Here is a 24403-nt window from a genome sequence, read left to right on the forward strand (position 1 = left end):
AAATAAATAAATTGACTACAAATAATACAAATCCTTTTGATAAAATATCAGGTTCTGCTGGTTTAGCAAAACCAAAGGGACTTTTGTTGTTGTTAGGAGGAATCTTACTTGTAGCACTTATACTTGCAAAATTACAAGTTGCCGGCGTGGGTATTTTATTTGCGCTAATTTTTGGAGCAGTTTATCTATATCTTTTATTTACGAATCCAATTATTGGATTTTTTACAGCAATTGGTTTAAATTTTGTTATTCTAGGAATAGGAAGATACGTTCAAGGTTTGCCGTTGGGTTTTGCTATCGATGGCATCATGGTTTTAACCTTTTTAGCAATTATTTTTTCTAGATTTAGAGAACGGGTAGATTGGTCTCCAGCCAATAAGGATATTACAATTTTAGCAGCTATCTGGTTGGGGTATTGCATATTTCAATTGGTTAATCCAGAAGCTAGAATGATAGAACCTTGGATTGCTGGTAGAGGCATAGGTTTCTATTTCTTTTTCTTTGTAATCCTTACTTTTTTGCTCATTGACAACAATAAAAAATTAGATGCATTTCTATATTTTTGGGGAGCATTTTCTTTGCTAGCAACATTTAAAGGAACCATACAAATGCTTTTTGGAGTAGATTATGCAGAGCAAGCTTGGTTAGACAACGGAGGCGCAGAAACGCATATACTATTTGGAAAATTAAGGGTTTTTTCATTTTTTAGTGATGCGGGTCAATTTGGTGGAAACCAAGGATACGCTGGTGTTGTGTTTATCATATACTCGATGGCCAAAAAAGGATTTGCAAAAATTTTCTTTTTAACAGTGGGTATATTAGGTTTATATGGCATGATGATATCTGGTACTCGAGGATCTATCGCAGTTCCTTTTGCTGGTTTTATGACCTTTTTTGTGCTAAGAAAAAACGTAAAAATACTTAGTGTAGGTGTACTATTTGTTGCGGTGATCTTTGTGTTTTTTAAGTTTACAATGATCGCTAACGGAAACGATCAAGTAAGAAGAATGCGAAGCGCCTTTGACCCAAACGAACCTTCATTAAAAGTAAGACTCGATAATCAAAAAATTTTAAAAGGATATCTTGCTTCTAGACCTTTTGGCGGTGGTATTGGTCATGCAGGTGATAAAGCCCAGCGCTTTTTACCAAACGCATTTCTATCTAATGTAGCAACCGATAGTTGGTATGTTTTAATATGGGCAGAATTAGGTATTATTGGCTTAACACTTCATTTAATTGTTTTATTTTATGTGATGGGAAAAGCAACTTATAAAGTAATGTTCGTAATTCGAGACCCCATAACAAAATTTAAAATGAGCGCATTAATTTCTGGAATGGCTGGCGTTATGTTAGCTTCTTATGGAAACGCAATATTAGGTGGTATGCCAACCGCATTATTAATTTATGCTTCGATGGCACTGATGTCAAATCCAGAAATTTTCGAAGATCCTGAATACCGAAACCAAACACCATTAATTTCAACATAAAAATAATATAAAATACATTTAAACAGTATTTAAAATAGAATAGCTATCATATAAATCCCTAAATAAATCACCATGAATTACAGAAACATAAAAGATTTAAATAACATAATACTTCAAAGATTAAGCATTATTCCTAGAGATTTTGATTTAATAGTTGGTGTTCCAAGAAGCGGAATGCTTCCGGCAAATTTATTATCGCTATATCTTAATAGGCCGTATACGGATATTGATTCCTTCTTAAATGGTCATATTTATAAAGCAGGTGCAAGAAGTCAGTTTTTTGAACCAGGAGCACATAAAAAAGTTTTAGTGGTAGAAGATAGTATTGCCTCTGGTTCTGCTATGATTGAGGTTAAAGAAAGTTTAAAACATCTTGAGGGTAAGTTCGATTTAAAATATTGCGCTATTTATGTAGTTCCTGGCAAAGAGAAAATGGTAGACTATTTCTTTGAATTGGTGCCTTTGCCAAGATATTTTCAATGGAATATATTGAATCATACAACTTTAGAAAAAGCTTGTTTTGATATTGATGGCGTTTTATGTGCCGATCCTTTACCAGAGCAAAATGATGACGGAGAAAAGTACATCGATTTTATTTTAAACGCACCACCATTATTTATTCCTGGTAGTAAAATAGGTACAATAGTAACTTCTCGACTAGAAAAATATAGAAAAGAAACTGTAATTTGGTTAGAAGCGAACCATATAAAATATAATGATTTAGTAATGCTAGATTTACCAGATATGGCAGCCAGACAAAAAGCAAATAACCATGGCGGTCATAAAGCGAGTGCCTACATGTCTAAACCTTATGTGTTATTTATTGAAAGCGAATTAAATCAAGCAATTGAAATTAATAGAATATCAAAAAAACCAGTTTTATGTACTGCAAATTTTGAAATGATATTTGAATCAGAATCATTTATGTACAACCTTAAAAGTGGAAAACACCTTCCTTTTTTAAGAGAATTTGCATTAAAAGTGAGAAATAAACTAAGGAAAATAATAAAGGGATAGCATCAGAAAATAAATCTATCATATTTCAAATAGTTTTTTAATTCTAAATATTTACTATGTTTCTATTTAATATCATACAAATCATTCTGCTAACCTTATTGGGTTTAGCAACGCTGTATATTTTTATATTTTCGATAGCAAGCCTTTTTTACAAACAGAAAATATATGCAGATAACGGCAACATGAAAACAATTGCTGTTCTTGTGCCTGGTTATAAAGAAGATCAAGTTATTATTGAAGTTGCAAAATTAGCTTTAGAGCAAGACTATTCTTCAACGCTTTATGATGTAGTTATTATTGCCGATTCTTTTAAAGAAGAAACTTTAGCGGCTTTAAAAGCATTACCTATTAAATTAATTGAAGTAAGTTTTGATAAGAGCACAAAATCTAAAGCTTTAAATAAAGCAATGGCTGCTTTAACCAGAGCATATGATATTGCCGTAGTTTTAGATGCGGATAATGTGATGGCACCAGATTTTTTAAAGAAAATAAATGCAGCATTCGAGCATGATTTTATTGCTGTTCAAGGACATCGTACAGCAAAAAACACAAATAATTCTTGGGCGATATTGGATGCAATTAGCGAGGAAATCAACAATAATATATTCAGAAAAGGGCACAGAGTTTTAGGACTTTCATCTGCAATTATTGGCTCTGGAATGGCTTTTAGATATAATTATTTTAAATCATTGATGTCAACCGTAACAGCTATTGGCGGATTTGATAAAGAGATTGAACTCAAAATGTTAAAAGAAGGGCGTAAAATTGTTTATTTAGATGATGCGCTTGTGTTTGATGAAAAAATTCAAAAAGCAGAGGTGTTTGGGAACCAGCGAAGACGTTGGTTATCTGCGCAGTTTCATTATTTTAGAAAAGATTTTTTAAGCGCGCTTAAAGATTTAGTTCTAAAAGGAAATGTAGATTATTTTGACAAAGCCATTCAATTTATACAGCCACCAAGAATATTATTATTAGGAGCAGTACTACTTTTTAGTTTTGTTTTTGTTCTAGCCAATTACTTTTTAGAGAATCAAAATCTATATGTTATTTATTGGGTTGTTTTATTGGTAACTTGTATCTTATCATTTGTTTTTTCGGTACCAAGATCATTTTACAATTCAAAAACCTTAGGAGCTTTAACGAGTTTACCAAAAGGGATGTTTACAATGCTATTGTCTCTACTTAAAATAAAAGGTGCAAATAAGACATTTATCCACACACAACATACCTCAAATTCAGATGAAATAAGTTCTAAATAAATATTTAAAATCCCCCTAACAAGAACGAATGAAGAATAATAATAAGCTACAAAAACTAGAAGCTATAAGAGGATTTTCCGCATTATATGTCGTGTTTTTTCATATGTTACCACAAGAAATAATGTTTTTGGGCATCAATGTGGGCTTTATTTTTCGTTTTGGCTCAGAGGCGGTAATTATGTTTTTTATTCTAAGTGGTTTTGTTATCAAATACTCTTGGGAAAAATCAGCAGATAAGTCCTTTAAAAAATATTTTTTACGACGGTTTTTAAGAATTTATATTCCGCTTTTCTTTATTTTTCTATTAGCCTATGTTATAAAAAGCTACACAGAAGGAGGTTTAGCAGATCCTGAATGGAGAACACTTTTGGGTAATTTCTTTATGTTACAAGATGTAATTTCATTAAAACCAAATGTAATTTCTCCTGTTTATATGAGCAATGGCGTGCTTTGGTCACTTTCTTACGAATGGTGGTTTTATATGCTCTTTTTACTTTTATCAAAAAAAATACCGCAATCTAAACTTAATACTTGGGTAAATGTTTTGACTATAGTAGCCGCAATTTCTTATTTGATATATCCATTTATTTTAAATAGAATTGTAATGTATTTTGCAATTTGGTGGATTGGTGTTCGGTTTGCAGATATTTACCTTAAAGGAGAAGTTTATACTTTTAAATCGATAAAAATGTACAGTTATGTTTTAATGGCGATCATTGCTATTTTAGGAATCAATTTTTACATTAATTTTGAGGCTACGAAAGAGTACGATTATCCTTTGGTCGCATATCCGTTTATTCAATTAAGACATTTTGTTTTTGCTTTTTTGGCAATGTTTGCTGGCATTATTTGGAACAAGTTAAATTGGTTTGGTTTTAATCAACTATTTGGGGTTTTTAAGTATTTGGCTCCTTTTTCTTACGGAATTTATATTTCTCATCATTATCTAGTTATTGAAGCATCATATCTAGGTTTTATCAACAATAAAATAATTGAATATACTCTCTACATTCTTCTAATGTTCCTTTTTTCCTATCTGATTGAGGTAGTTATTTATGGTCAAATTAGAAAACGACTACGGAGTTATTTCTTAATTAATGTTTAAAACAATTTATTATGAAAATAGCTATAGAAGCACAAAGAATTTTTCGTAAAAAGAAACATGGCATGGACATGGTTGCTTTGGAACTTATTAAAAACCTTCAACTTATAGACCATAAAAATGAATACTTCATCTTTGTAAAACCAGATGAAGACAGTGCTGTGCTTCAAGAAACATCAAATTTTAAAATCATAGAATTAAATGGTGGGCCTTATCCTACTTGGGAACAAATAGCATTGCCAAAGGCAGCAAAACAATATGGTTGCGATATTTTACATTGTACAAGTAATACCGCGCCATTTTTTACAGATATTCCTTTAATTACCATTTTACATGATATTATTTATATGGAAAGTAGTTATCTGCAAATATTAAAAAGTAGTGCGAGTACTTATCAAAAATTTGGAAATATTTACCGAAAACTTGTGGTGCCTCGCGTTGTAAAAAACAGTAAAAAAGTAATTACGGTTTCTCATTTTGAGAAAAACAGAATAGGAGAATTCTTTGGAATTAAAGGCGATGATAAGTTGGATGCTATTTATAACGGCGTAAGTGAGCATTTTAAACCGGTAACGAATTCTGATGAGTTAAAACGAGTAAAAGAAAAATACAATTTACCCGATACATATTTCTTTTTTTTGGGAAATACAGATCCTAAAAAAAACACTATTGGAACTCTAAAAGCTTTTTCAGACTTTTTAAAGCAAACGGGTTCAAATCATAAATTGGTAATGCTCGATTATGATAAAATTGAACTCAATAAACTTTTAGCTGAAATTAACGACACAAACCTAATCGATAATATCGTTTTAACAGGTTATGTTGTAAATACAGATTTACCCGCAATATATGCGCAATGCGATGTCTTTTTATATCCTTCGCTTCGAGAAAGTTTTGGAATCCCAATGTTAGAAGCAATGTCTTGTAATGTGCCAGTTATTACTTCAAATACATCTTCAATGCCAGAAGTTGCAGGCGATGCAGCGCATATTGTAGATCCTTTTAAATCCGAAGAAATTACACAAGGGATTATTAAAATTTTAAATGATGATGCTTATAGAAAATTACTTTGTGAAAAAGGTTTAGAGCGCAGCAAACAATTTTCTTGGAACAATATGGCAAAAGCATATTTGAAACAATATGAATTAATTTACTCAGCACATTCAAAAAAATAATAGATCATGATAAAAGGTAAAGACATTATCGTAGTTGGCATCCAAGCTTGGGATATTGAAATAGGTAGTAATTGTAAAAATATAGCCTTAGAGTTTTCTAAAAACAATCGTGTTATTTATGTAAATCCGCCAATGGTTCGTTCTGTTATGCGAGACCAAAAGCACAAAGAAACCATTCAAAAAAGAATACGAATAAAAAATGGTGAGGAAGAAAGTTTAGTTGAAATAGGTGAAAATTTATGGAATTTATATCCAAAAACCTTAGTAGAATCTATTAATTGGGTTCCAATTCATACGTTGTTTAAAGTACTAAATAAAAGAAATGCTGTTGGTTACGCAAATGATATAAAAGCGGCAAGTGCTAAATTAGGTTTTAAAAATGTGATTCTTTTTAATGATAGTTCTATGTTTTTAGGATTGCATTTAAAAGCACTTTTACAGCCAGAAACCTACGCATATTATATGCGAGATTACTTGGTGAAAGTGCCATATTGGGGAAAACATGGCGAGCGTATTGAGCCACAAGTTGTAAAAAATGCAGATGTGGTTTTAACCAATTCAGAGTTTTTTGAAGATTTTTGCAGACAATACAATCCGCATAGTTATATGGTTGGCCAAGGATGTGATGTGTCTTTGTTTAATGACGAAGAGGGTACTATTGCAATTCCAGAAGAGTTTAAAAACATACCATCACCAGTTTTTGGTTATTTGGGATTCTTAACCACACTGCGTTTAGATATCGAATTGTTAGAGCATGTTGCAGAACAAAAGAAAGATTGGAGCATTGTTTTAGTAGGGCCCGAAGATGAGGGCTTCAAAAATTCTAATTTACATAATATGTCTAACGTTTATTTTTTGGGAAGAAAAGATGCTTTTGAACTTCCAAATTACGTAAAGGGGTTTGATGTTACTACAAATCCGCAGTTAAAAAATAATTTAACGATTGGGAATTATCCTAGAAAAATAGATGAGTATTTAGCCATGGGAAAACCTATTGTGGCTACCAACACCAAAACGATGGAAATGTTTAAAGAACATGTGTATTTAGCGGATACGAAAGAAGATTATGTTACTTTAATTGACAAAGCAATTGCAGAAAATACAAACGATCGAATTAAAGCAAGAATAGAATATGCAAAAAGCCATACTTGGACAAATAATGTAAAAGCTATTTATGATGCTATCCTTAAATCATCCAAAGACAGCACGAAGACTGGCTAAGATGTTATTAATTAATTGAATATAGAAAAATTGTGAAAGAAAGTATTGAAAAAGAAAAAAGTAAGCAACCTTTGGTGTCTATTGTAAGTGTAAATTACGACCAACCCGAGGTTACTTGTGAAATGTTAGAATCTTTACGAAAAGTAACTTATTCTAATTTTGAAATATTAATAGTAGATAACGCGTCTCCTACAAGTTCCCCGTATTGTATCAAAGAAAAGTATCCAGAAGTTCAATTACTATTAAGTGAGAAAAATTTGGGCTTTGCTGGGGGCAATAATATTGCTTTAAAACTAGCTAAAGGTGATTATGTTTTGTTGTTAAACAATGACACTGAAGTACGACCAGACTTTTTAGAAAGCTTAGTCCAATTGATGGAGTCAAATAGAGAAATAGGAATTGTCAGCTCAAAAATCCTTTATTTCTATGAAGATAACATAATAGAATACGCGGGTTCATCACCCATTAATCCTATTACTTCTAGAGGAAGACATTATGGGCACAAAGAAATAGATAAAGGTCAATTTAATAAAATAACAGAAACATGCTATCCTCATGGGGCTTGTATGATGATACGGAAAAGTGTTTTAGAAGAATTGGGATTGTTGTATGAAGGTTATTTTCTGTATTATGAGGAACTTGATTTTGCGGAAAGAGTTAAGCGGGCGGGATATAAAATTTATTTCCAACCGAACTCTACCATTCTTCACAAAGAATCTATTTCTACGGGTAAAAATAGTGTTCTAAAAACTTATTATATGAATAGAAATAGGTTGCTATTTTTAAGAAGAAATAGCAGTGGGATTACCTTTTTACTTGCTATTACCTATTTTTTTACGATCTCTTTCCCAAAAAACACTATCAAATATTTGTTCAAATCAGCCCATTTATCTGCTTTATTCAGAGGCGTGACTTGGAATATTTGCAATTATAATATCAACAAAAATTCTCGGTTATGATAGTGTTCGAAATACTAAATTTCTTTTTAGTGCTCTATCTGGGAGCATCAGTCTTGTTTCTAATTTCTTATGCAATCCTTGGAAAATTTCATAGAAAGATAAAAAAACCACTAAATAGCAAAAAGAATAGATTTGTTGTATTTATACCTGCATATAAGGAAGATGCTGTTATTTATGGTGTTGCTAAAAAAGCTTTAAATCAAGATTATCCATCAGAATTATTTGATATTATAGTTATTGCTGATTCGTTTCAACAAAAAACGTTAGATGATTTAAACTTATTACCAATAATTGTAAAAGAAGTTTCTTTTATTAAGAGTACCAAGGCGAAAGCATTAAATAAAACAATGGAAGAATTGCCTGAAACCTTATATGATATAGCATTAATATTAGATGCGGATAATGTTTTGGCTCTTGATTTTATCGCGAAAATAAATGAGTCATTTAACGCCGGTTTTCATGTGGTACAAGGTCATAGAACTGCTAAAAATACCAAAGGTGCTTTTGCAATGTTGGACGCTATGAGCGAAGAAATAAATAACAATATCTTTAGTAAAGGTCATCGTGCTATTGGTTTGTCTTCTAGGTTAGTTGGGTCTGGTATGGCAGTTTCATATCAATTATTTAAAGAGATCATGAAAAATGTTGATGTTGTTGTAGCTGGGGAAGATAAAGAGCTAGAATTAACATTATTAAAAAGGGGTTATAAGATTGAATATAGAGATGATGCTATTTGTTATGATGAAAAAGTGAGTCAATCTGAGGTGTTTAATAATCAAAGAATTAGATGGATATCAGCTCAGTTTCATTATTTCAAAAAAGACTTTTTAACAGCCTTTTGGCATTTAATTATTAAAGGAAATATAGATTATTTTGATAAAGCATTTCAAATGATGCTGCCTCCTAGGTTAATTTTACACGGCTTTTTATTTGCTGCCGTAATAATTGCTTTTTTTCTAAGCCCTGAACTTTACTTTTATGTTTGGTTAGGAATCTTTCTTGTTAACGTATTATCATATGCTATTTCAATACCAAGAAGGTTTTACTCTATAGAAATGGTGCATGCATTTATGAGTTTACCACAAGCTTTCTTTGGTGTTTTTATTACTTTATTTAAAGCTAGTGGGGTAAATGCAAATGTTGGCCATACGACTCATACGTATGTCGATGAAGAAGATACAAATTAGTGATGAAAGTATCCAGGAAGAATACAAAAAGTGTAAGTAGTTAAAGTTATTTAAATTAAAACTAAAATGAGCCTAAAAGAAATAATAAAATCAAATCAAGGTTTAAAAAGACTTGTGCACTGGTCAATTCTTATCCCAAACCAAGCTAGACCAAGGTTATGGGTAAAGTGGTTGGTAAATCCATTTTATCATAAAAAAGGAAAAGGAGCTTGTATTAGAAGAAGAACTCGTTTGGATGTAGCTCCTTGGCATAAATTTGAACTAGGTAAAAATTCAACAATCGAAGATTTTTCGGCAATTAATAATGGAGTTGGCCCTGTAATTATTGGTGATCGTACAAGAATAGGTTTAAGCAATACTATTATTGGTCCAGTAATTATTGGAAACGATATTTGCCTAGCTCAAAACATAACGTTGTCAGGTTTAAATCACAATTATGAAGATATAAGTCGTCCTATTCACTTGCAAGGAGTTTCTACATCACTTGTAACGATTCAAGATGCTACTTGGATTGGTTCAAATGTAGTTGTTTTGGCTGGTGTAACGATTGGTAGACATTGTGTAATTGCAGCAGGAAGTGTGGTTACGAAAGATATACCATCCTATTCGGTTGCTGTTGGCAATCCAGTTAGAGTAATAAAAAAGTATAATCATGATAGCAAAATTTGGGAAAAAGTATAAAAATATATTATGAATACATTTAAAAGTTTATTTTGGTTACTTTTATTATTCTTTAAACATACGCAGGTGAATGTTTAAAATTGACATGGAATCAAAAAAAATAAGAATAGCATAACTACTAATTTTTAAAATCAACTAAAAAATAAGGAGAATGGGACTAAAAGAAAAAATAAAATCGAATGAAAAATTAAAAAAATTAGTTCATTGGTCAATTCTTATTCCGAAACAAACAAGACCAAGATTATGGATAAAATGGTTTGTAAATCCTTTTTATCATAAAAAAGGAAAAGGAGCTATTGTTAGACCTAGAACAAGAATGGATGTTGTGCCTTGGAATAAATTCGAAATGGGAGAAGATTCTACAATCGAAGATTTTTCTGCAATTAACAACGGTGTTGGTGCTGTAATTATTGGTGATCGAACAAAAATAGGTTTAAGCAATACTATTATTGGTCCCGTTACAATTGGTAATGATATTCGTTTGGCACAAAATATTACCCTTTCAGGATTAAATCATAATTACGAAGATGTAAGTCTTCCAATTCATGTACAAGGTGTTTCTACATCACCAATTACTATTGAAGACGGAACGTGGATTGGTGCAAACGTGGTTGTTTTGGCAGGTGTAACCATTGGTAAAAATTGTGTAATTGCTGCAGGAAGTATTGTTACTAAAAATATACCCTCTTATTCGGTTGCTGTTGGTAACCCTGCAAGAGTGCTTAAAAAATATAATCACGAAACAAAAGCTTGGGAAAAAGTATAAAAATAGCCTATGGAAACATTAAAAATTTTATTTTGGATATTCTTATTTATAATCGTGTACACCTATGTTGGGTACGGTATTTTATTGTTTGCCATCATTAAAATAAGACGCTTTTTTAAAATCGGAAAAAAGTTGGAAATCGATCCAACGTACGAGCCAGAAGTAACTTTATTTATTGCGGCTTATAATGAAAAAGATTATGTAGCAGCCAAAATGAAAAATACCTTATCGCTCGAATATCCGAAGGAAAAAATAAATATTATTTGGGTTACAGATGGTTCTAATGATGGCACTCCAGATTTATTACAAGGTTATCCAAATACAACAGTACATCATTTAGATGCAAGAAATGGTAAAATTGGCGCTATGAATAGAGGTATGGAGTTTGTAAAAACACCTATCGTTATTTTTAGTGATGCAAATACCAATTTGGGTAAAGAATCTATACGACGTATTGTAAACTTATTTGGGAATCCTAAAGTTGGCTGTGTTTCTGGAGAAAAACGAATTGTTGATAAAGAAAGTGATGTAGCATCTGGTGCCGGCGAAGGAATGTATTGGAAATACGAATCGCAACTAAAAAAATGGGACGCAGAATTATATTCTGTTGTAGGTGCAGCAGGCGAATTGTTTGCCATTAGAACCAAATTGTACAGACATGTAGAAAAAGATACTTTATTAGACGATTTTATGATTTCATTACGCGTTGCGCAAGATGGTTATACCATACAATATGATCCAGAAGCGTATGCAATTGAAACGGCTTCGGCAAATGTAAAAGAAGAATTAAAACGTAAAATTAGAATTTCTGCAGGCGGAATTCAGTCTATTGTAAGATTAAGATCATTACTAAATATTTTTAAATACGGCACTTTATCATTTCAATACATTTCGCATCGTGTTTTACGTTGGAGTTTAACTCCTCTATGTTTGGTGTTATTAATTCCAGTTTTAACGATACTTGCTGCAAATGATGGTTTTCTTTCTTTTGGTTTGTATGCAATATTCTTTTGGTTGCAACTGTTGTTTTATGCAGCCGCTTTATTGGGTTGGTTTTTAGAAAATAGAGAAACGAGAGTTAAAATTCTATTTATTCCCTATTATTTCTTTATTATGAATTTATCTGTAGTTTTAGGATTTTTTAGATACATGAAAAATACACAATCGGTAAATTGGGAACGCTCAAAAAGGGCCGTTTAATTAAAAATATGGATAGAAGAAAAGCTATTGGCGGAATTTTAGCCTTCACCGGAGTTGGTGTTGCTTCCTTTGCAGGATTTAAGTTTTTTTATGGAAATTCAAAAGCAAAGAGAGGGCAGCTTAAAAATTATGAAAGCTTAATCTCAGAATTAGTAGCTGTTATCATCCCGGCTACAGACACGCCAGGTGCAAAAGAAGCAAAAGTGCAAGTTTATGTTATTGATTATATGGAATCTTGTTCATCCAACAAAGAATATAATAATTTCTTAAACGGATTAACGGATTTGCAGGAAACGTGTTTAAGCGAATACGACACTAATTTTGAAGCCTGCACAATGGCTCAAAAAATAGAAGCAATAGAAATTTTAGATATCAACTCTGGCGATAACGATTTGTTAACTAAAATTGACAATAAAATAAGAGGTCGTTCTTTCTTTGTTATTCTAAAATCACTAACAATAGAAGGGTATTGTTCCTCAGAAATTGGTGCAACAGAATTGTTAGCATACGTTCCTGTTCCTGTTAATTACAAAGCAATTACAACATTAGCGCCTAATCAAAAAGCGTGGGCAACAAGATAAATATACGATGAAAAATCAAACAGAAAAAAACACTTTTGATGCCATTGTAGTAGGATCTGGCATAAGTGGTGGTTGGGCTGCTAAAGAACTTACAGAAGGTGGGTTAAAGACCCTTGTGTTAGAAAGAGGTAGAAATGTAGAGCATGTAACCGATTATATAACAGCACTTAAAGACCCTTGGGAGTTTAAACATAGAACCCATTTAACAAAAGAAGAGTTAAAAGAAAGACCAGTTCAAAGTAGTCATTGTGATGCTGGTGACAAACATTTTTACGTAAAAGATAGTGAGCATCCGTATGTTCAAGAAAAACCTTTTAAATGGATTAGAGGTTATCAAGTTGGTGGTAGATCTTTAACCTGGGGCCGCCAAAGTTATCGATTTTCTGATTTAGATTTTGAAGCAAATAAAAAAGATGGTCATGGTGTAGATTGGCCTATTCGATATGAGGATCTAAAAGAATGGTATGATTATGTTGAAGCTTATGTTGGAATTAGTGGAAGTTTAGAAGCACTACCACACTTACCAGACGGTGTTTTTTTACCAGCAATACCTATGAATGCTATAGAACAGCATTTAAAAGAGAGTGTACGAGAGCAATATACAGATCGCGTTATTATAAATGGTAGATTCGCAAACTTAACATCATATAAAGAAGGAAGAGGTCAATGTATGAATCGGAATTTATGCAGCAGAGGATGCCCTTTTTCTGGTTATTTTAGTAGTAATTCTTCTACACTTTTAGATGCTTATGATAGTGGTAATTTAACGCTTAGAGAAAACTCAATTGTAAAAGAAGTTGTGTATGATGAAGCCACTAAAAAAGCAGTAGGAGTAAAAATAATTGATGCAATTACCAAAGAAGAAATTACCTATTATGCAAAATTAATTTTCTTAAATGCGTCTGCAATTGCAACGGCATCTATTTTATTAAATTCTACCTCTACATCTTTTCCTAAAGGATTAGGGAATTCTAGTTTACAAGTGGGTCATAATTTAATGGATCACGTAGTAAATGAAGGCACTTATGGTACTTATGACGGATTGTTAGATAAATATTACGAAGGCAGAACTCCAGGCCTAATTTACATTCCGAGGTTTCAAAATTTAGATACGAAGACAGAAAATACTGATTTTGTTAGAGGATACGGAATTCAAGGAAAAGGAGAAAGAGAAAATTGGGAATCTAAACCTGTAAAAGGTTTTGGTGCAGCATTAAAAGCACAATTAGAAACTCCTGGAAAATGGAAAATTTCATTGGGCGGCCGCGGAGAAGTATTGCCAAATTATGAAAATAAAATTTCTTTAGATCCTAAAAAGAAAGATCAATGGGGATTACCACTCGTAAAAGTTCATTTTGAATATGGTGCTAATGATTTAGCAATGATGGATCATATGACAAAAGCTAGCGAAGATATATTAGTAAAAGCCGGTTTTAAAAGCGTAGGAAGTTATAGAAACAGCCCGCCTCCAGGATCTGCAGTGCACGAAATGGGAACAGCAAGAATGGGCGATGATCCTAAAACTTCTGTGCTAAATAAAAACAATCAAATGCACGATGTTAAAAATGTATTTATAACAGACGGAAGTTGCATGACTTCATCCGGATGTCAAAATCCGTCTTTAACTTATATGGCACTTACAGCAAGAGCATGTAAGTTTGCTATTCAACAATTTAATTCAGATCAGTTATGAAAAATTTAAAAATAGTAGCCATCCTTTTTAGTTTGATTTTTTTATCGCTCGTGGCGTTTTATTTTATAAAACAACCAGCTTACACCATAAAAACAGAAGGCACATTATATGTAGTTAATAAAGTAAGTAAAAGTGTTGTGATTTTTGATTTGTTTGAAGGAAAACAAATTAAGGAACTACCTATAGAAATAGAGCCACACGAAGCAACAACGTTAACAAATCCGAATAGAGTAATCGTTACCAATTACGGTACACCAGAGGTTGGTGGGAAAACCATAACGGTTATTAATGCGGATACCAATACCATAGAAAAAACGATAGCACTTGGCGAAAGTTTAAGACCACACGGAATTATATCTTTGCCGCAGCCAGATAAAGTAGGTGTTGTTACAGATATCGGGAATGATTTATCAATCGTTAATGTAAAAACAGGTGTTGTAGAAAAGCAAATAGCAACACAGCAAGACTTTAGTCATTTGTTGGTTCATCACCCAAAAAAACCTTTTATTTATGTGGCAAATATTAAATCTGGTTCTGTGTCTGTTATTGATCTTGAATTAGATTCTGTTGTTAAAATTATTTCTATTGGTAAGCGTGCAGAAGGAATTGACATCACAAAAGATGGTTCTGAACTTTGGGTAACAAATATTGAAGAAAACTTTATTTCGGTAATTAATACGGATAATTATCAAATTACAGATCGTATAAATACGGGCGATGAGCCTCTACGATTAAAGTTTTCGAAGGATGGAAAACACTGTTTAGTTTCTAATTCTAGTGATGGAACTATTTCTGTTTACGACAGTAAAACAAAAAAACAAATTACAAACATTAGTATTCCTGGTAAAAAGAATATAGTAGATAAATTGTTATATCATACGCCTCGTCCTGTTGGCATTTTAATGCATCCAAACGGTTTGTATGCATTTGTTTCTAATTTTACGGCAAGTAGAGTTGAGGTTATTGATATGCGAACTTTTACCATTGTTAGCAGTATTAAAGTAGGGAAAATGCCAGATGGTTTGGCTTTTGTGAATTAATTGGACCCTTTTTGCTCACTTACCTATAATAGTCGAGCCTTTATTTAATTTATTTTTAAGTTGTTTATGAAGCGTTTAAAGTATGTATTAATATCATTTGTAGTACTTTTTTTAGTATTACGTATTTCAATTATGATTGTAAGATTACCATCTTATACCATTAAAACTAGTGGTAAACTTTACATTGTAAGTAAAGTAAGTAAAGATGTTCAAGTCTTTAATTTGTTTACAGGAAAAGAAATTGCAGAAATACCAATAGATATGCTTTCTCATGAAGCAATAACCACTGTAGATAAAAATAGTGTTGTTCTTACAAATTATGGTGCTACAGATGGTAACGTGATTAAAGTTATAAATACAAAAACAAATAAGCTAAAAAAGACAGTAGGTTTAAAAGAAGATATACTAGCAAATGGTATTGCTGCTTATCCAGAACCTAATAAAGTTGCGGTAGTTGACTATGTTAGAAACACCTTATTTGTACTTAATATTGAAACTGATAGTATCGAAAAGCAAATACCAACTCAACAAAAAAAGAGCCACCTTGTTGTAATTCATCCTACTAAACCAATTGCGTATATAACCAATATAAATTCAGGTTCTGTAAGCGTAATCGACTTGAATAATAATAAAGTAATTAAAATTATTTTTTGCGGATTGGGGCGAAAAGGTATTGATATTACACCAGATGGTTCAGAAATATGGGTTACAAACACAAAAGAAAATTCAATTACGATTATAAATACGTCTACTTATAAAGTGGTAGATACTTTAAAAACAGGCGATGAGCCCTTAAAATTAAAATTTTCGAAAGATGGTAGGTATTGTTTAGTTGTAAATGCTATTGAAGGCACTATTTCTGTGTATAATCAACAATCTAAAAAGAAAATTAAGACGATTGTTCTTCACGGTAAAACAACCTTATTAGAGAGAATATTGTACCATACTCCTAGACCAGTAAATATTTTAATACACCCTAATGGGTTATATGCTTTTGTTTCTAATTCTAATGCAAATAAAATTGTTGTCATAGACATGAAAACATTCAATATTGTTAGTACTATTGGCACAGGGAAAGTGCCTGATGCACTAGCGTTTGTAGAATAAAACCTTCTTTTATCTGCAGTTATATTCCATTAATCTACACTTAAATTACTTTTATCTAATATTAGTTTTCTTAGTTTTATTGAGGTTTATTTTTGTGTCAGAAATGCAGCGATGCTGATATTTTATAAGTAACTCAATTATTATTTCTAAAACCCTAATGCTATGAAAAGTTCAATTATTAATTTATTTAAAATCAGTTTAAGTGTAGCTTTATTATATGGCTGCAATATGTCGTCTCCGGAAGAGATTGTAGAAGTAAGTGAAACTTCCAATACTACTTTATCAATTCCTGCGGGATTTGATTTTAGCACGCATCAAAAAGTAAATATCAATATTACAGAAAATGCAGCCTATGCAAAATACGATGTATATGCATATTATGATGCATCAGGCAAAACACCAACAGAAGCTGAACTTTCTGGAAAATTAGTTTTTTCTGGAGTCCCTAAAAGCGGAGTCTTAAAACAGACAATTAATCTACCTGCTTATTTTACCAAAGTATTCATCCGCAGAAATGAAAATCAAAATATATCATTAACTGCGAAGCAAATTGCGAATAAAGAGGTGAATTTTAATTCATCAGAAGCAAAAAGTACTGCCAATAAAACAGCTGGTAAAAGTGCAAATATAGATTCAGATGGCGATGGAGTTTTAGACGCAGATGATGCATTTCCACTTGATTCCACAAAAGCTTTTATATTATTTACTCCTAGTGATAATAATATAGGTACAATCGCCTTTGAAGATTTATGGCCATCGACAGGTGACTATGACTTTAATGATGTTGCTTTTAAGTATCAAGCTAAAGTCTTTTTAAATGCTGACAATTTAGTTGTAGGTTTTGATTTTGCGTACCTTGTTTCATCAAATAACACTACAGGTGTTAATGGAATTGGATTTCAATTAGACAATATACTCCCTTCTCAAATTGAAAGTGTTACAGGTTCAATTTTAACTAGAAATTTTATTAACTTAAATGCGAACGGAACAGAAGCTAATCAAGAAAAAGCTGTTATTATTTTAACAGATGATGTTCGTAATATCGAGCATGAATTCACACATTTACAATGGGGTACTTACATAAAGGAGGCTTCTAACTTTAAAGTTGAGGAAGTCTCAGTTAAATTTGTAGACCCTATAAATACTGCAGATTTAGGAGTTGCACCTTTTAACCCTTTTTTGATATTAAATATAGAAACGAAGTATCAAGTACACATGAACATACAGAATGACCCAAGGTATCCTGCAGGTATGGTTAGAAAATTTGAAGTACACTTACCATTTATGAGCGCAACAAGTTATATAAGTAATAGTACTTTTAATTGGGATAATCACATTTTTAATGGCACCTTAGATGGGTTAAAGCAACATGATGCAAACTATATCTCAGAGAATGGTTACCCATGGGGAATACATATAATTGGGGATTTTAAAGTTTCAAAAAGTACAATAAGGATTACAGATGCGTATAATTTCTTCGGAGCTTGGGCAGAATCTGGAGGTGTAAACTTTCAAGATTGGTACACAGATAATCCAGGGAATAGAAATTCTGGATTATTAGAATAATTGTCTTTAATTTTTTATAAGTTATAAAGATTCAAAAATAATTCCCTGAGGAAAAACCTCAGGGGATTTTATTTAAAATTCATCCCTAGATCGAGGTTTATAACTACAAAGAGTAAAAGAACAAGACGCTCGGGGTAAGCTGGTATCAAAGAATAACTCAGATCTAAAACCACTTTTAATTTCTTTAATCGCTACTTTTATTCCATTAAACGATGGCTAAAATGTAGTCATCTAATTTTAATTTTTTATTCTTGAAATCGCTATATTTTTGTATACGAAATAAATATGATACTTGAATAAAGCGATTATAAGTTCTATTAAAGAAGCTAAGAACAAAGTAAAATAACCTTAAAACAGTACAATTCCATAAAGTTTATTTTTTTTGTTATTATCAAAGAATGTCGTAATTTAATCCTTTAAAATCACTTATCAATTTTAACTCCCAAATATCATGAAAAACACATTTAGTAATTTTTTAAAAATCAATTTTGCAATCTTGTTATTATATGGCTGCAACTTTTCTTCACCAGAAGCAATTGAACCGATAGATTCTGCTACAAACACTTTAGCGATTCCTGCCGGATTCGATTTTAGTACCCATCATGCAGTAACTATTAATATTGTTGATAATGGGCAATACGCCAAATACGACGTGTATGCATATTCCGATGAATTATATAATTCTGGAACAGAAACTTTTGAAAATGAATCAGGACAAATGGTTACTGAAGTTGTTTTTAAATCAGATGTTTTAGAAAAATTAATTTTTTCAGGTGTTTCGCGCAATGGAGTGTTAAAGCAAATAATTAATTTACCTAAATTTTATAATAAAGTTTACATCCGAAGAAATGAAAACTTAAAATTTTCTTCATCAGTAAAAAATATTGTTAATAATGAAGTGAATTATAATTTTTCTGGACTTAAAAGTGCAACAAAATCTAAATCGGCAAATAATGTAACCGATTATTTATATTGTGTAAATGGTTCAGGACAATTATTTCAAGTAGACCCTTTAACGGCTGTTCTTACAGATTTATCAAGCATGCCAATGGGTAGTTATACTTGTGCAATTGATCAAGAAAAAAAAGAATTATACTCAATAGGTAGAAGCAGTCCTTATCCTTTAATGAAATATTCTATCACAAATGATACTTGGGTAACTGTCGCAAATATAGGTAGAGGTGGACCAAGATTAGATTTTAATAAGGTCGATGGTTTACTGTATTTTTCTACAGCTGATAAAATTTACACATACAACCCTACTACAGGCGCTAATTTAGGTGTTTGGGACATATTAGGTCTTCATAACACAAACGGTGGGGATTTGGCATTTGCAGAGGATGGAACCTTATTTTTATGCACATTTTCTGGGCTTTATAAATTAGTTTTAAATGCAAATAATAAGTATCAAAGTACCAGAATAAGTTCAGATAACTTACCTTTTAGTCCAACCTCTATGACTTTTGATTCTAATAAAGAATTATGGTTAGCTGACAATTCTAGCAGTGCAGATTTAATTATAATGGATACTCAAACAGGTGGTTGGAAATATAAATACGGAGCAAGTGCTAATAATAATACTGATTTTGGAAGAATAATAAATGATTTAACAACTTTTAGGGTATACTCTGATGTAATTGATCAAACAGATACTGATGGAGACGGAATTTTAGATCAAGATGATGCTTTTCCAACGGATGCAGAAGCCGCTTTTGAGTTCTTTACGCCAAGTAAATACGGAAAAGGCACCATTGCTTTCGAAGATTTATGGCCATCTACAGGTGATTACGATTTTAATGATGCTGCTTTAAGTTATCAGGCAATTGCAGTTTTAAATGCGGATAATAAGGCTGTGAGATTAGATTTTATATGTAATATAAAAGCAAATGGAGCCGGATTTACTAACGGAATAGGATTTGAAATTGAAGGTTTAGCACCCTCTAAAGTAGAAAGTGTTACTGGTGCAGTTTTAACTCAGAATTTTATAAACTTAAACGCGAATGGTACTGAAGCAAATCAAGCAAATGCTGTTATTATTTTAGCAGATGATGTTGATAATATATTAAGAGAAACCACTATTTCTGTGAAGTTTGTAACACCAATTAGCACATCAGAATTAGGTGTTGCACCTTTTAATCCTTTTATAATTGCTAACAAAGTAAGAGAAAAAGAAATTCATCTACCATATAGAAATATTACAAGCTTAGGAAATAGAAGTATCAGTTTTACAGGAGTCAACAAAGATCCTGATGGTAATTTTGTTTCAAGTAATGGTTTTCCTTGGGCAATAAGTATCATTCATGATTTTAAAGTTCCAAAGGAGAAAATAGATATAACAAACGCGTATAATTTTTTCGGAACTTGGGCAGAATCAGGTGGTTCACAGTTTATAGATTGGTACAAAGACAATCCTGGAAATAGAAATTTAGATAAAATAGATAAATAATTCTTACAAAATTTTAACTTATTAATAACATAATTAAAATAGCCCAAAGGTTTAACCTTTGGGCTATTTGCTTTAAACTAATAGAAGCCATATTTAGTTTATTTTTTGGTTTTTTAAATAGTTTAAAACGAAGGAATCAGATAAATCAGCTTTATAGAAAGTCTATCAACGTTTGTCTTTAGAATAAGTGTGTAAAGACTTGTTTAAAAAAAGGTTTCTAAGAGTTGTTTTTTTATATTATCTTCAAAACTCTTCCAGAATACAAAATATTTTAGTAATTTTAAACTAGATACTAATTGAGGTGTTATTGCAATAGAACCTATTTAAAAGTAATTCAACTCAAAAAAAAACACTTTAAAAATGACAAAAATAAAAAATATAGTTTTCGATTTAGGAGGCGTAATTATGAATTTAGATGTTCCTAAAACGATCAAAGCTTTTAAAGAAATTGGTATCGATAATATTGTTAATAATACAGGGCATGCGTATCAACATCCTTTTTTCTACGAACTTGAAGTAGGTAAGATTTCTGAAGATGAGTTCTTAGAGTCTTTATTCAATTTATCAGATCAAGAACCAACGCATCAGCAAATAACAGAAGCATGGAATAAAATGATATTAGATATGCCAAAAGAGCGTATTGATTTTCTACATAATTTAAAAACGAAGTACAATCTTTTTCTTTTAAGTAATACAAATAGCATTCATCAAAAAAAGTATTTAGATGATTTTAAAGCGGATTATCAAACATCGTTTAATGAAATGTTTAAAAAAACGTACTATTCTCACGAAATCGGAATTAGAAAACCAGATGCAGAAGTTTTTAATTTTATTTTAAATGATAGTAATTTAAAAGCAGAAGAAACTCTTTTTGTTGACGACGCTTTAAGCAACATTGAAGCAGCCCAAAATTTAGGTATAGAAACCTATCATGTGCAAAATTATAATGTAGTTGGTGTGCTAGATTTTTTAAAGAAATAAGAATACGGTAAACTTGGAATCAACACAAAAAGTTGTGAAATTATTTAAAAAATCAATAATTTTAGGCTTGAATCATGTAAATGGTTGGCAAGATTAAGTTTACAAAAACAAAAAACCGTTGAAAATCAAAAGATTAACAACGGTTATTGTACTGAAGGCGGGACTTGAAATCATCTATTTTACTGCTTTTAAAAATGCCCTTAACATTACGATATGCCTTTGTTTCTCTATTAAAACCCCTATTTTCATTGGTTAATGGTTGTTTAATTAAATTGAATGAAATTGAAACAGATTTAAATTTACCGTACATTTACCGTACAACTTTATTATATTTGTACGGTTCAAACTTATCATTATGGCAACAATCAATTTTTTATATCGTTCAAAAAGAGAAAAAGCACCATTAACACTACGTTTATTGCACAGAGAAAATGGCAAAGACTTTGTTTTTAGTTCTAAAATTAAATATGAAGTAGAAAAAGAGTATTGGAAAATACACGATACCAACTCAAGAAACCCTAAGGTAAAAAACCAGCAAGTAGAGGTTAAAGCAGAATTAAAACCAATTACAAACTATATTTTAAATGAGTTCAATAAAACTAATTTTGATTTAACTTCAAATGATTGGTTAAAAGAGCAAATTTATAATTTCTACAATCCAATATCAGAAAACAAACAAAGTGATTTATTAACAGATGCAATACAAAGTATAATTGATGAAGCACCAACCCGCAAAAATGGCAAAGGTGGTTTAGGTTTGTCAAAAAGTAGAGTAAATGCTTATGTTTCTTTAAAAAATATTCTTACAAATTATCAAAAGCAAAATAATTTTAAAGTTAAAGATGTAAATGTAAAATTTGCAAAGGATTTTTTAAAATACCTACTCAATACGAAGAAGTATCAAAAGAGTTATGCCCTTAAAAAAATAGCAGACTTAAAAACTGTTTGTAATGATGCTTCATTTTATGGAGTTGAAACAAATTCACAATTAAAAAAGATTGATAGCACTAAGGCAAAGAATGAAAACATACTTTATTTAAACCCTAAAGAATTAAAACAAATAGAAGATACGGTTTTATTAAATGACGCACTTAAAAACGCTCGTAAATGGTTGTTGTTAGGATGCAACATTGGTCAAAGAGGGGGAGATCTTTTGCAATTAGATGAAACTAACTTTATAAATAGAAACGGTTTAGAAGTTATAGAACTGAAACAACAAAAAACAGATAAGAACGTAACAATCCCAGTTTTAGCAAAAACAAAAGAAATTATTAAAAGTGGTCTACCTTATAAAATATCAATTCAGAAATTCAATAAACACATTAAAGAAATTTGCAAACTTTCAGAAATTAACGAACAGATAAAAGGAGGTAAGATTACTGTAATCGAAAAAGGTAAAGGAAATAAACAGAAAAGAAAAATAAGCGACTTATATGCAAAATGGGAATTAATGTCTTCGCACGTTTGTAGGCGTTCTTTTGCATCAAACTTATACGGTACACTACCAACGCCTTTAATAATGAGTATTACTGCTCACAGTTCAGAGAAAATGCTATTAAATTATATTGGTAAAGATAGTTTAGACTTTGCACAACAAATAGCAGATTTTTATACTTTGCAAGCCTTAAAGGATAAAAAAGAACCTCAACTAAATATCATTAAAAATGTATCAAACCTATAAAATGGAATTCAACCTACCAATTTTACCACCTAAAACAGATTTAGAAACATCAAAAATTTTTAAACAATTAGTTAAGGCTCACAAAAGTTTAGCAGAATTAAAGGGAACTGCAAAAACAATCCCAAACGAAAATATTTTAATTGATACGCTTACACTTCAAGAAGCAAAAGACAGTAGTGAAATTGAGAATATTGTTACTACGCACGATGATTTGTATAAAGAAAATATTTTGATTGAAAGCAAAAACAATAATGCGAAAGAAGTGTATAATTATGCACGTGGTTTGCGTTTAGGATTCCAGATTGTGCGAAAAGAAAAGTTACTTTTAAACAAACATATCTTAATTATTCAAAAAGAATTATTAGAAAATAATGCAGGCTTTAGAACCCAAGCCGGCACAAAATTAGTTGATGGTTATGGTAAGGTTGTCTATACACCGCCACAGAATCCAAAAGAAATTTTAGACTTAATGGGGAATCTTGAAAAGTATATTAATGATGATAGTTTTTCTGATGTAGATGCTTTAATTAAAATGGCGGTTATTCATTATCAATTTGAAAGCATACACCCATTTTATGACGGCAATGGTAGAACTGGTCGTATTATTAATATTCTCTATTTAGTACAAAAGGGTTTGTTAGATATTCCTATTTTATATTTAAGCAGATATATTACACAAAATAAAGCCGAATATTATGCTGTTTTACAAAATGTAAGAACTAAAAATGATTGGGAAAGTTTAGTTTTATATATACTAAAAGGTGTTGAGGTTACGGCATTGCAAACTATAGATTTGATTATTGAAATTAAAAAATTAATGCAATCGTACAAAAAGAAATTACGTACTGAATTACCAAAAATATATAGTCAAGATCTTTTAAATATTTTCTTTAAAAATCCATACACTAAAACTGATTTTTTAGTCACTGAATTGCAGGTAAGCAAAAGAACCGCATTAAATTATTTAGATGCAGTTACTAAAATAGGGTTATTAGAAAAAACAAAAGAAGGAAAATCTAACTATTACATTAATACTGGTTTAATTGAAGTATTGGTTAATAAATCTTAAAGTAAATAATTACAAATATTTACCACGTTTTAATAACGTGGAAAAAATAACATAAAATTTACCACGTTATTGAGTACGTGGAAAAATTATATATGAATAAAGAATCCCAACTAAACATCATTAAAAACGTTTCTAATCAGAATCAAAAAATAATAAAATGAAAAACAATCAAGAATATTTAGGAG

Annotated in this window: 20 protein-coding genes; all 20 read left to right on the top strand. The window is 31.0% G+C overall.

The window, feature by feature from the left end; genetic code table 11:
- Positions 1 to 11: 11 nt before the first annotated feature.
- The 20 genes from BTO16_RS13910 (at position 12) to BTO16_RS14005 (ending at position 24218) form a co-directional block, all read left to right on the top strand.
- Positions 12 to 1487 carry an O-antigen ligase family protein gene (locus tag BTO16_RS13910; RefSeq protein ID WP_105022268.1) on the top strand — a complete coding sequence of 492 codons (1476 nt, stop codon included), beginning with the start codon at positions 12 to 14 and terminating at the stop codon, positions 1485 to 1487.
- Between the two features lie 72 nt (positions 1488 to 1559).
- Positions 1560 to 2504, top strand: coding sequence for a phosphoribosyltransferase (locus BTO16_RS13915; RefSeq protein WP_105022269.1), 945 nt, complete (start codon positions 1560 to 1562; stop codon positions 2502 to 2504).
- Positions 2505 to 2560: 56 nt separating this feature from the next.
- Positions 2561 to 3763 (top strand): glycosyltransferase, encoded by a 1203-nt coding sequence (locus tag BTO16_RS13920; RefSeq protein WP_211298239.1) that lies wholly within the window; start codon positions 2561 to 2563, stop codon positions 3761 to 3763.
- A 28-nt stretch (positions 3764 to 3791) separates the two neighbouring features.
- Complete coding sequence (locus tag BTO16_RS13925; RefSeq protein ID WP_105022271.1) at positions 3792 to 4868, top strand: acyltransferase family protein; 1077 nt, start codon at positions 3792 to 3794, stop codon at positions 4866 to 4868.
- 11 nt (positions 4869 to 4879) lie between these two features.
- Positions 4880 to 6040 carry a glycosyltransferase family 4 protein gene (locus BTO16_RS13930; RefSeq protein ID WP_105022272.1) on the top strand — a complete coding sequence of 387 codons (1161 nt, stop codon included), beginning with the start codon at positions 4880 to 4882 and terminating at the stop codon, positions 6038 to 6040.
- A gap of 6 nt (positions 6041 to 6046) precedes the next feature.
- On the top strand, positions 6047 to 7261 hold the full coding sequence (locus BTO16_RS13935; protein WP_105022273.1) for a glycosyltransferase: 1215 nt from the start codon (positions 6047 to 6049) through the stop codon (positions 7259 to 7261).
- 32 nt (positions 7262 to 7293) lie between these two features.
- Positions 7294 to 8220 (top strand): glycosyltransferase family 2 protein, encoded by a 927-nt coding sequence (locus tag BTO16_RS13940; RefSeq protein ID WP_245892121.1) that lies wholly within the window; start codon positions 7294 to 7296, stop codon positions 8218 to 8220.
- Positions 8217 to 9407, top strand: coding sequence for a glycosyltransferase (locus BTO16_RS13945; RefSeq protein ID WP_105022274.1), 1191 nt, complete (start codon positions 8217 to 8219; stop codon positions 9405 to 9407). The genes BTO16_RS13940 and BTO16_RS13945 overlap by 4 nt, the downstream gene beginning before the upstream one ends.
- Positions 9408 to 9473: 66 nt before the next feature.
- Entirely contained in the window at positions 9474 to 10088 is a 615-nt protein-coding gene (locus BTO16_RS13950) for an acyltransferase (RefSeq protein ID WP_105022275.1), read from the top strand.
- Positions 10089 to 10239: 151 nt separating this feature from the next.
- On the top strand, positions 10240 to 10854 hold the full coding sequence (locus tag BTO16_RS13955) for an acyltransferase (RefSeq protein WP_105022276.1): 615 nt from the start codon (positions 10240 to 10242) through the stop codon (positions 10852 to 10854).
- Positions 10855 to 10863: 9 nt separating this feature from the next.
- Positions 10864 to 12054 (top strand): glycosyltransferase family 2 protein, encoded by a 1191-nt coding sequence (locus BTO16_RS13960; RefSeq protein WP_105022277.1) that lies wholly within the window; start codon positions 10864 to 10866, stop codon positions 12052 to 12054.
- Positions 12055 to 12062: 8 nt separating this feature from the next.
- Entirely contained in the window at positions 12063 to 12635 is a 573-nt protein-coding gene (locus tag BTO16_RS13965) for a gluconate 2-dehydrogenase subunit 3 family protein (RefSeq protein WP_146105412.1), read from the top strand.
- A 7-nt stretch (positions 12636 to 12642) separates the two neighbouring features.
- The gene (locus BTO16_RS13970) at positions 12643 to 14328 is read left to right on the top strand and encodes a GMC oxidoreductase (protein WP_105022279.1); all 1686 of its coding nucleotides are present in this window, start codon (positions 12643 to 12645) and stop codon (positions 14326 to 14328) included.
- Positions 14325 to 15368: a beta-propeller fold lactonase family protein gene (locus BTO16_RS13975; protein WP_105022280.1), complete on the top strand. Its 1044-nt coding sequence runs from the start codon at positions 14325 to 14327 to the stop codon at positions 15366 to 15368. Before BTO16_RS13970 ends, BTO16_RS13975 begins: the two co-directional genes overlap by 4 nt.
- A 132-nt stretch (positions 15369 to 15500) precedes the next feature.
- A complete protein-coding gene (locus BTO16_RS13980; RefSeq protein WP_245892122.1) occupies positions 15501 to 16475 on the top strand; it encodes a YncE family protein in 975 nt (324 codons plus the stop codon).
- 162 nt (positions 16476 to 16637) lie between these two features.
- Positions 16638 to 18041: an LruC domain-containing protein gene (locus BTO16_RS13985; protein WP_105022282.1), complete on the top strand. Its 1404-nt coding sequence runs from the start codon at positions 16638 to 16640 to the stop codon at positions 18039 to 18041.
- 451 nt (positions 18042 to 18492) lie between these two features.
- Positions 18493 to 20487: an LruC domain-containing protein gene (locus tag BTO16_RS13990; protein WP_105022283.1), complete on the top strand. Its 1995-nt coding sequence runs from the start codon at positions 18493 to 18495 to the stop codon at positions 20485 to 20487.
- Between the two features lie 360 nt (positions 20488 to 20847).
- Positions 20848 to 21468 (top strand): HAD family hydrolase, encoded by a 621-nt coding sequence (locus BTO16_RS13995; RefSeq protein WP_105022284.1) that lies wholly within the window; start codon positions 20848 to 20850, stop codon positions 21466 to 21468.
- Positions 21469 to 21823: 355 nt separating this feature from the next.
- Positions 21824 to 23149: a tyrosine-type recombinase/integrase gene (locus BTO16_RS14000; RefSeq protein WP_105022285.1), complete on the top strand. Its 1326-nt coding sequence runs from the start codon at positions 21824 to 21826 to the stop codon at positions 23147 to 23149.
- 1 nt (position 23150) lies between these two features.
- Positions 23151 to 24218 carry a Fic family protein gene (locus BTO16_RS14005; protein WP_105022923.1) on the top strand — a complete coding sequence of 356 codons (1068 nt, stop codon included), beginning with the start codon at positions 23151 to 23153 and terminating at the stop codon, positions 24216 to 24218.
- The last annotated feature ends 185 nt before the right edge of the window (positions 24219 to 24403 follow it).

Origin of the sequence: Polaribacter glomeratus, assembly GCF_002954665.1 — a bacterium.
GTDB lineage: Bacteria > Bacteroidota > Bacteroidia > Flavobacteriales > Flavobacteriaceae > Polaribacter > Polaribacter glomeratus.

Bases quoted from the DNA above. Each gene is read 5' to 3' on its own strand.
- BTO16_RS13965 (WP_146105412.1), top strand. From the start codon at position 12,063: ATGGATAGAAGAAAAGCTATTGGCGGAATTTTAGCCTTCACCGGAGTT.
- BTO16_RS13955 (WP_105022276.1), top strand. From the start codon at position 10,240: ATGGGACTAAAAGAAAAAATAAAATCGAATGAAAAATTAAAAAAATTA.
- BTO16_RS13960 (WP_105022277.1), top strand. From the start codon at position 10,864: ATGGAAACATTAAAAATTTTATTTTGGATATTCTTATTTATAATCGTG.
- BTO16_RS13920 (WP_211298239.1), top strand. From the start codon at position 2,561: ATGTTTCTATTTAATATCATACAAATCATTCTGCTAACCTTATTGGGT.
- BTO16_RS13980 (WP_245892122.1), top strand. From the start codon at position 15,501: ATGATTGTAAGATTACCATCTTATACCATTAAAACTAGTGGTAAACTT.
- BTO16_RS13915 (WP_105022269.1), top strand. From the start codon at position 1,560: ATGAATTACAGAAACATAAAAGATTTAAATAACATAATACTTCAAAGA.
- BTO16_RS13995 (WP_105022284.1), top strand. From the start codon at position 20,848: ATGACAAAAATAAAAAATATAGTTTTCGATTTAGGAGGCGTAATTATG.
- BTO16_RS13985 (WP_105022282.1), top strand. From the start codon at position 16,638: ATGAAAAGTTCAATTATTAATTTATTTAAAATCAGTTTAAGTGTAGCT.
- BTO16_RS14000 (WP_105022285.1), top strand. From the start codon at position 21,824: ATGGCAACAATCAATTTTTTATATCGTTCAAAAAGAGAAAAAGCACCA.
- BTO16_RS13990 (WP_105022283.1), top strand. From the start codon at position 18,493: ATGAAAAACACATTTAGTAATTTTTTAAAAATCAATTTTGCAATCTTG.
- BTO16_RS13925 (WP_105022271.1), top strand. From the start codon at position 3,792: ATGAAGAATAATAATAAGCTACAAAAACTAGAAGCTATAAGAGGATTT.
- BTO16_RS14005 (WP_105022923.1), top strand. From the start codon at position 23,151: ATGGAATTCAACCTACCAATTTTACCACCTAAAACAGATTTAGAAACA.
- BTO16_RS13945 (WP_105022274.1), top strand. From the start codon at position 8,217: ATGATAGTGTTCGAAATACTAAATTTCTTTTTAGTGCTCTATCTGGGA.
- BTO16_RS13970 (WP_105022279.1), top strand. From the start codon at position 12,643: ATGAAAAATCAAACAGAAAAAAACACTTTTGATGCCATTGTAGTAGGA.
- BTO16_RS13930 (WP_105022272.1), top strand. From the start codon at position 4,880: ATGAAAATAGCTATAGAAGCACAAAGAATTTTTCGTAAAAAGAAACAT.
- BTO16_RS13935 (WP_105022273.1), top strand. From the start codon at position 6,047: ATGATAAAAGGTAAAGACATTATCGTAGTTGGCATCCAAGCTTGGGAT.
- BTO16_RS13950 (WP_105022275.1), top strand. From the start codon at position 9,474: ATGAGCCTAAAAGAAATAATAAAATCAAATCAAGGTTTAAAAAGACTT.
- BTO16_RS13975 (WP_105022280.1), top strand. From the start codon at position 14,325: ATGAAAAATTTAAAAATAGTAGCCATCCTTTTTAGTTTGATTTTTTTA.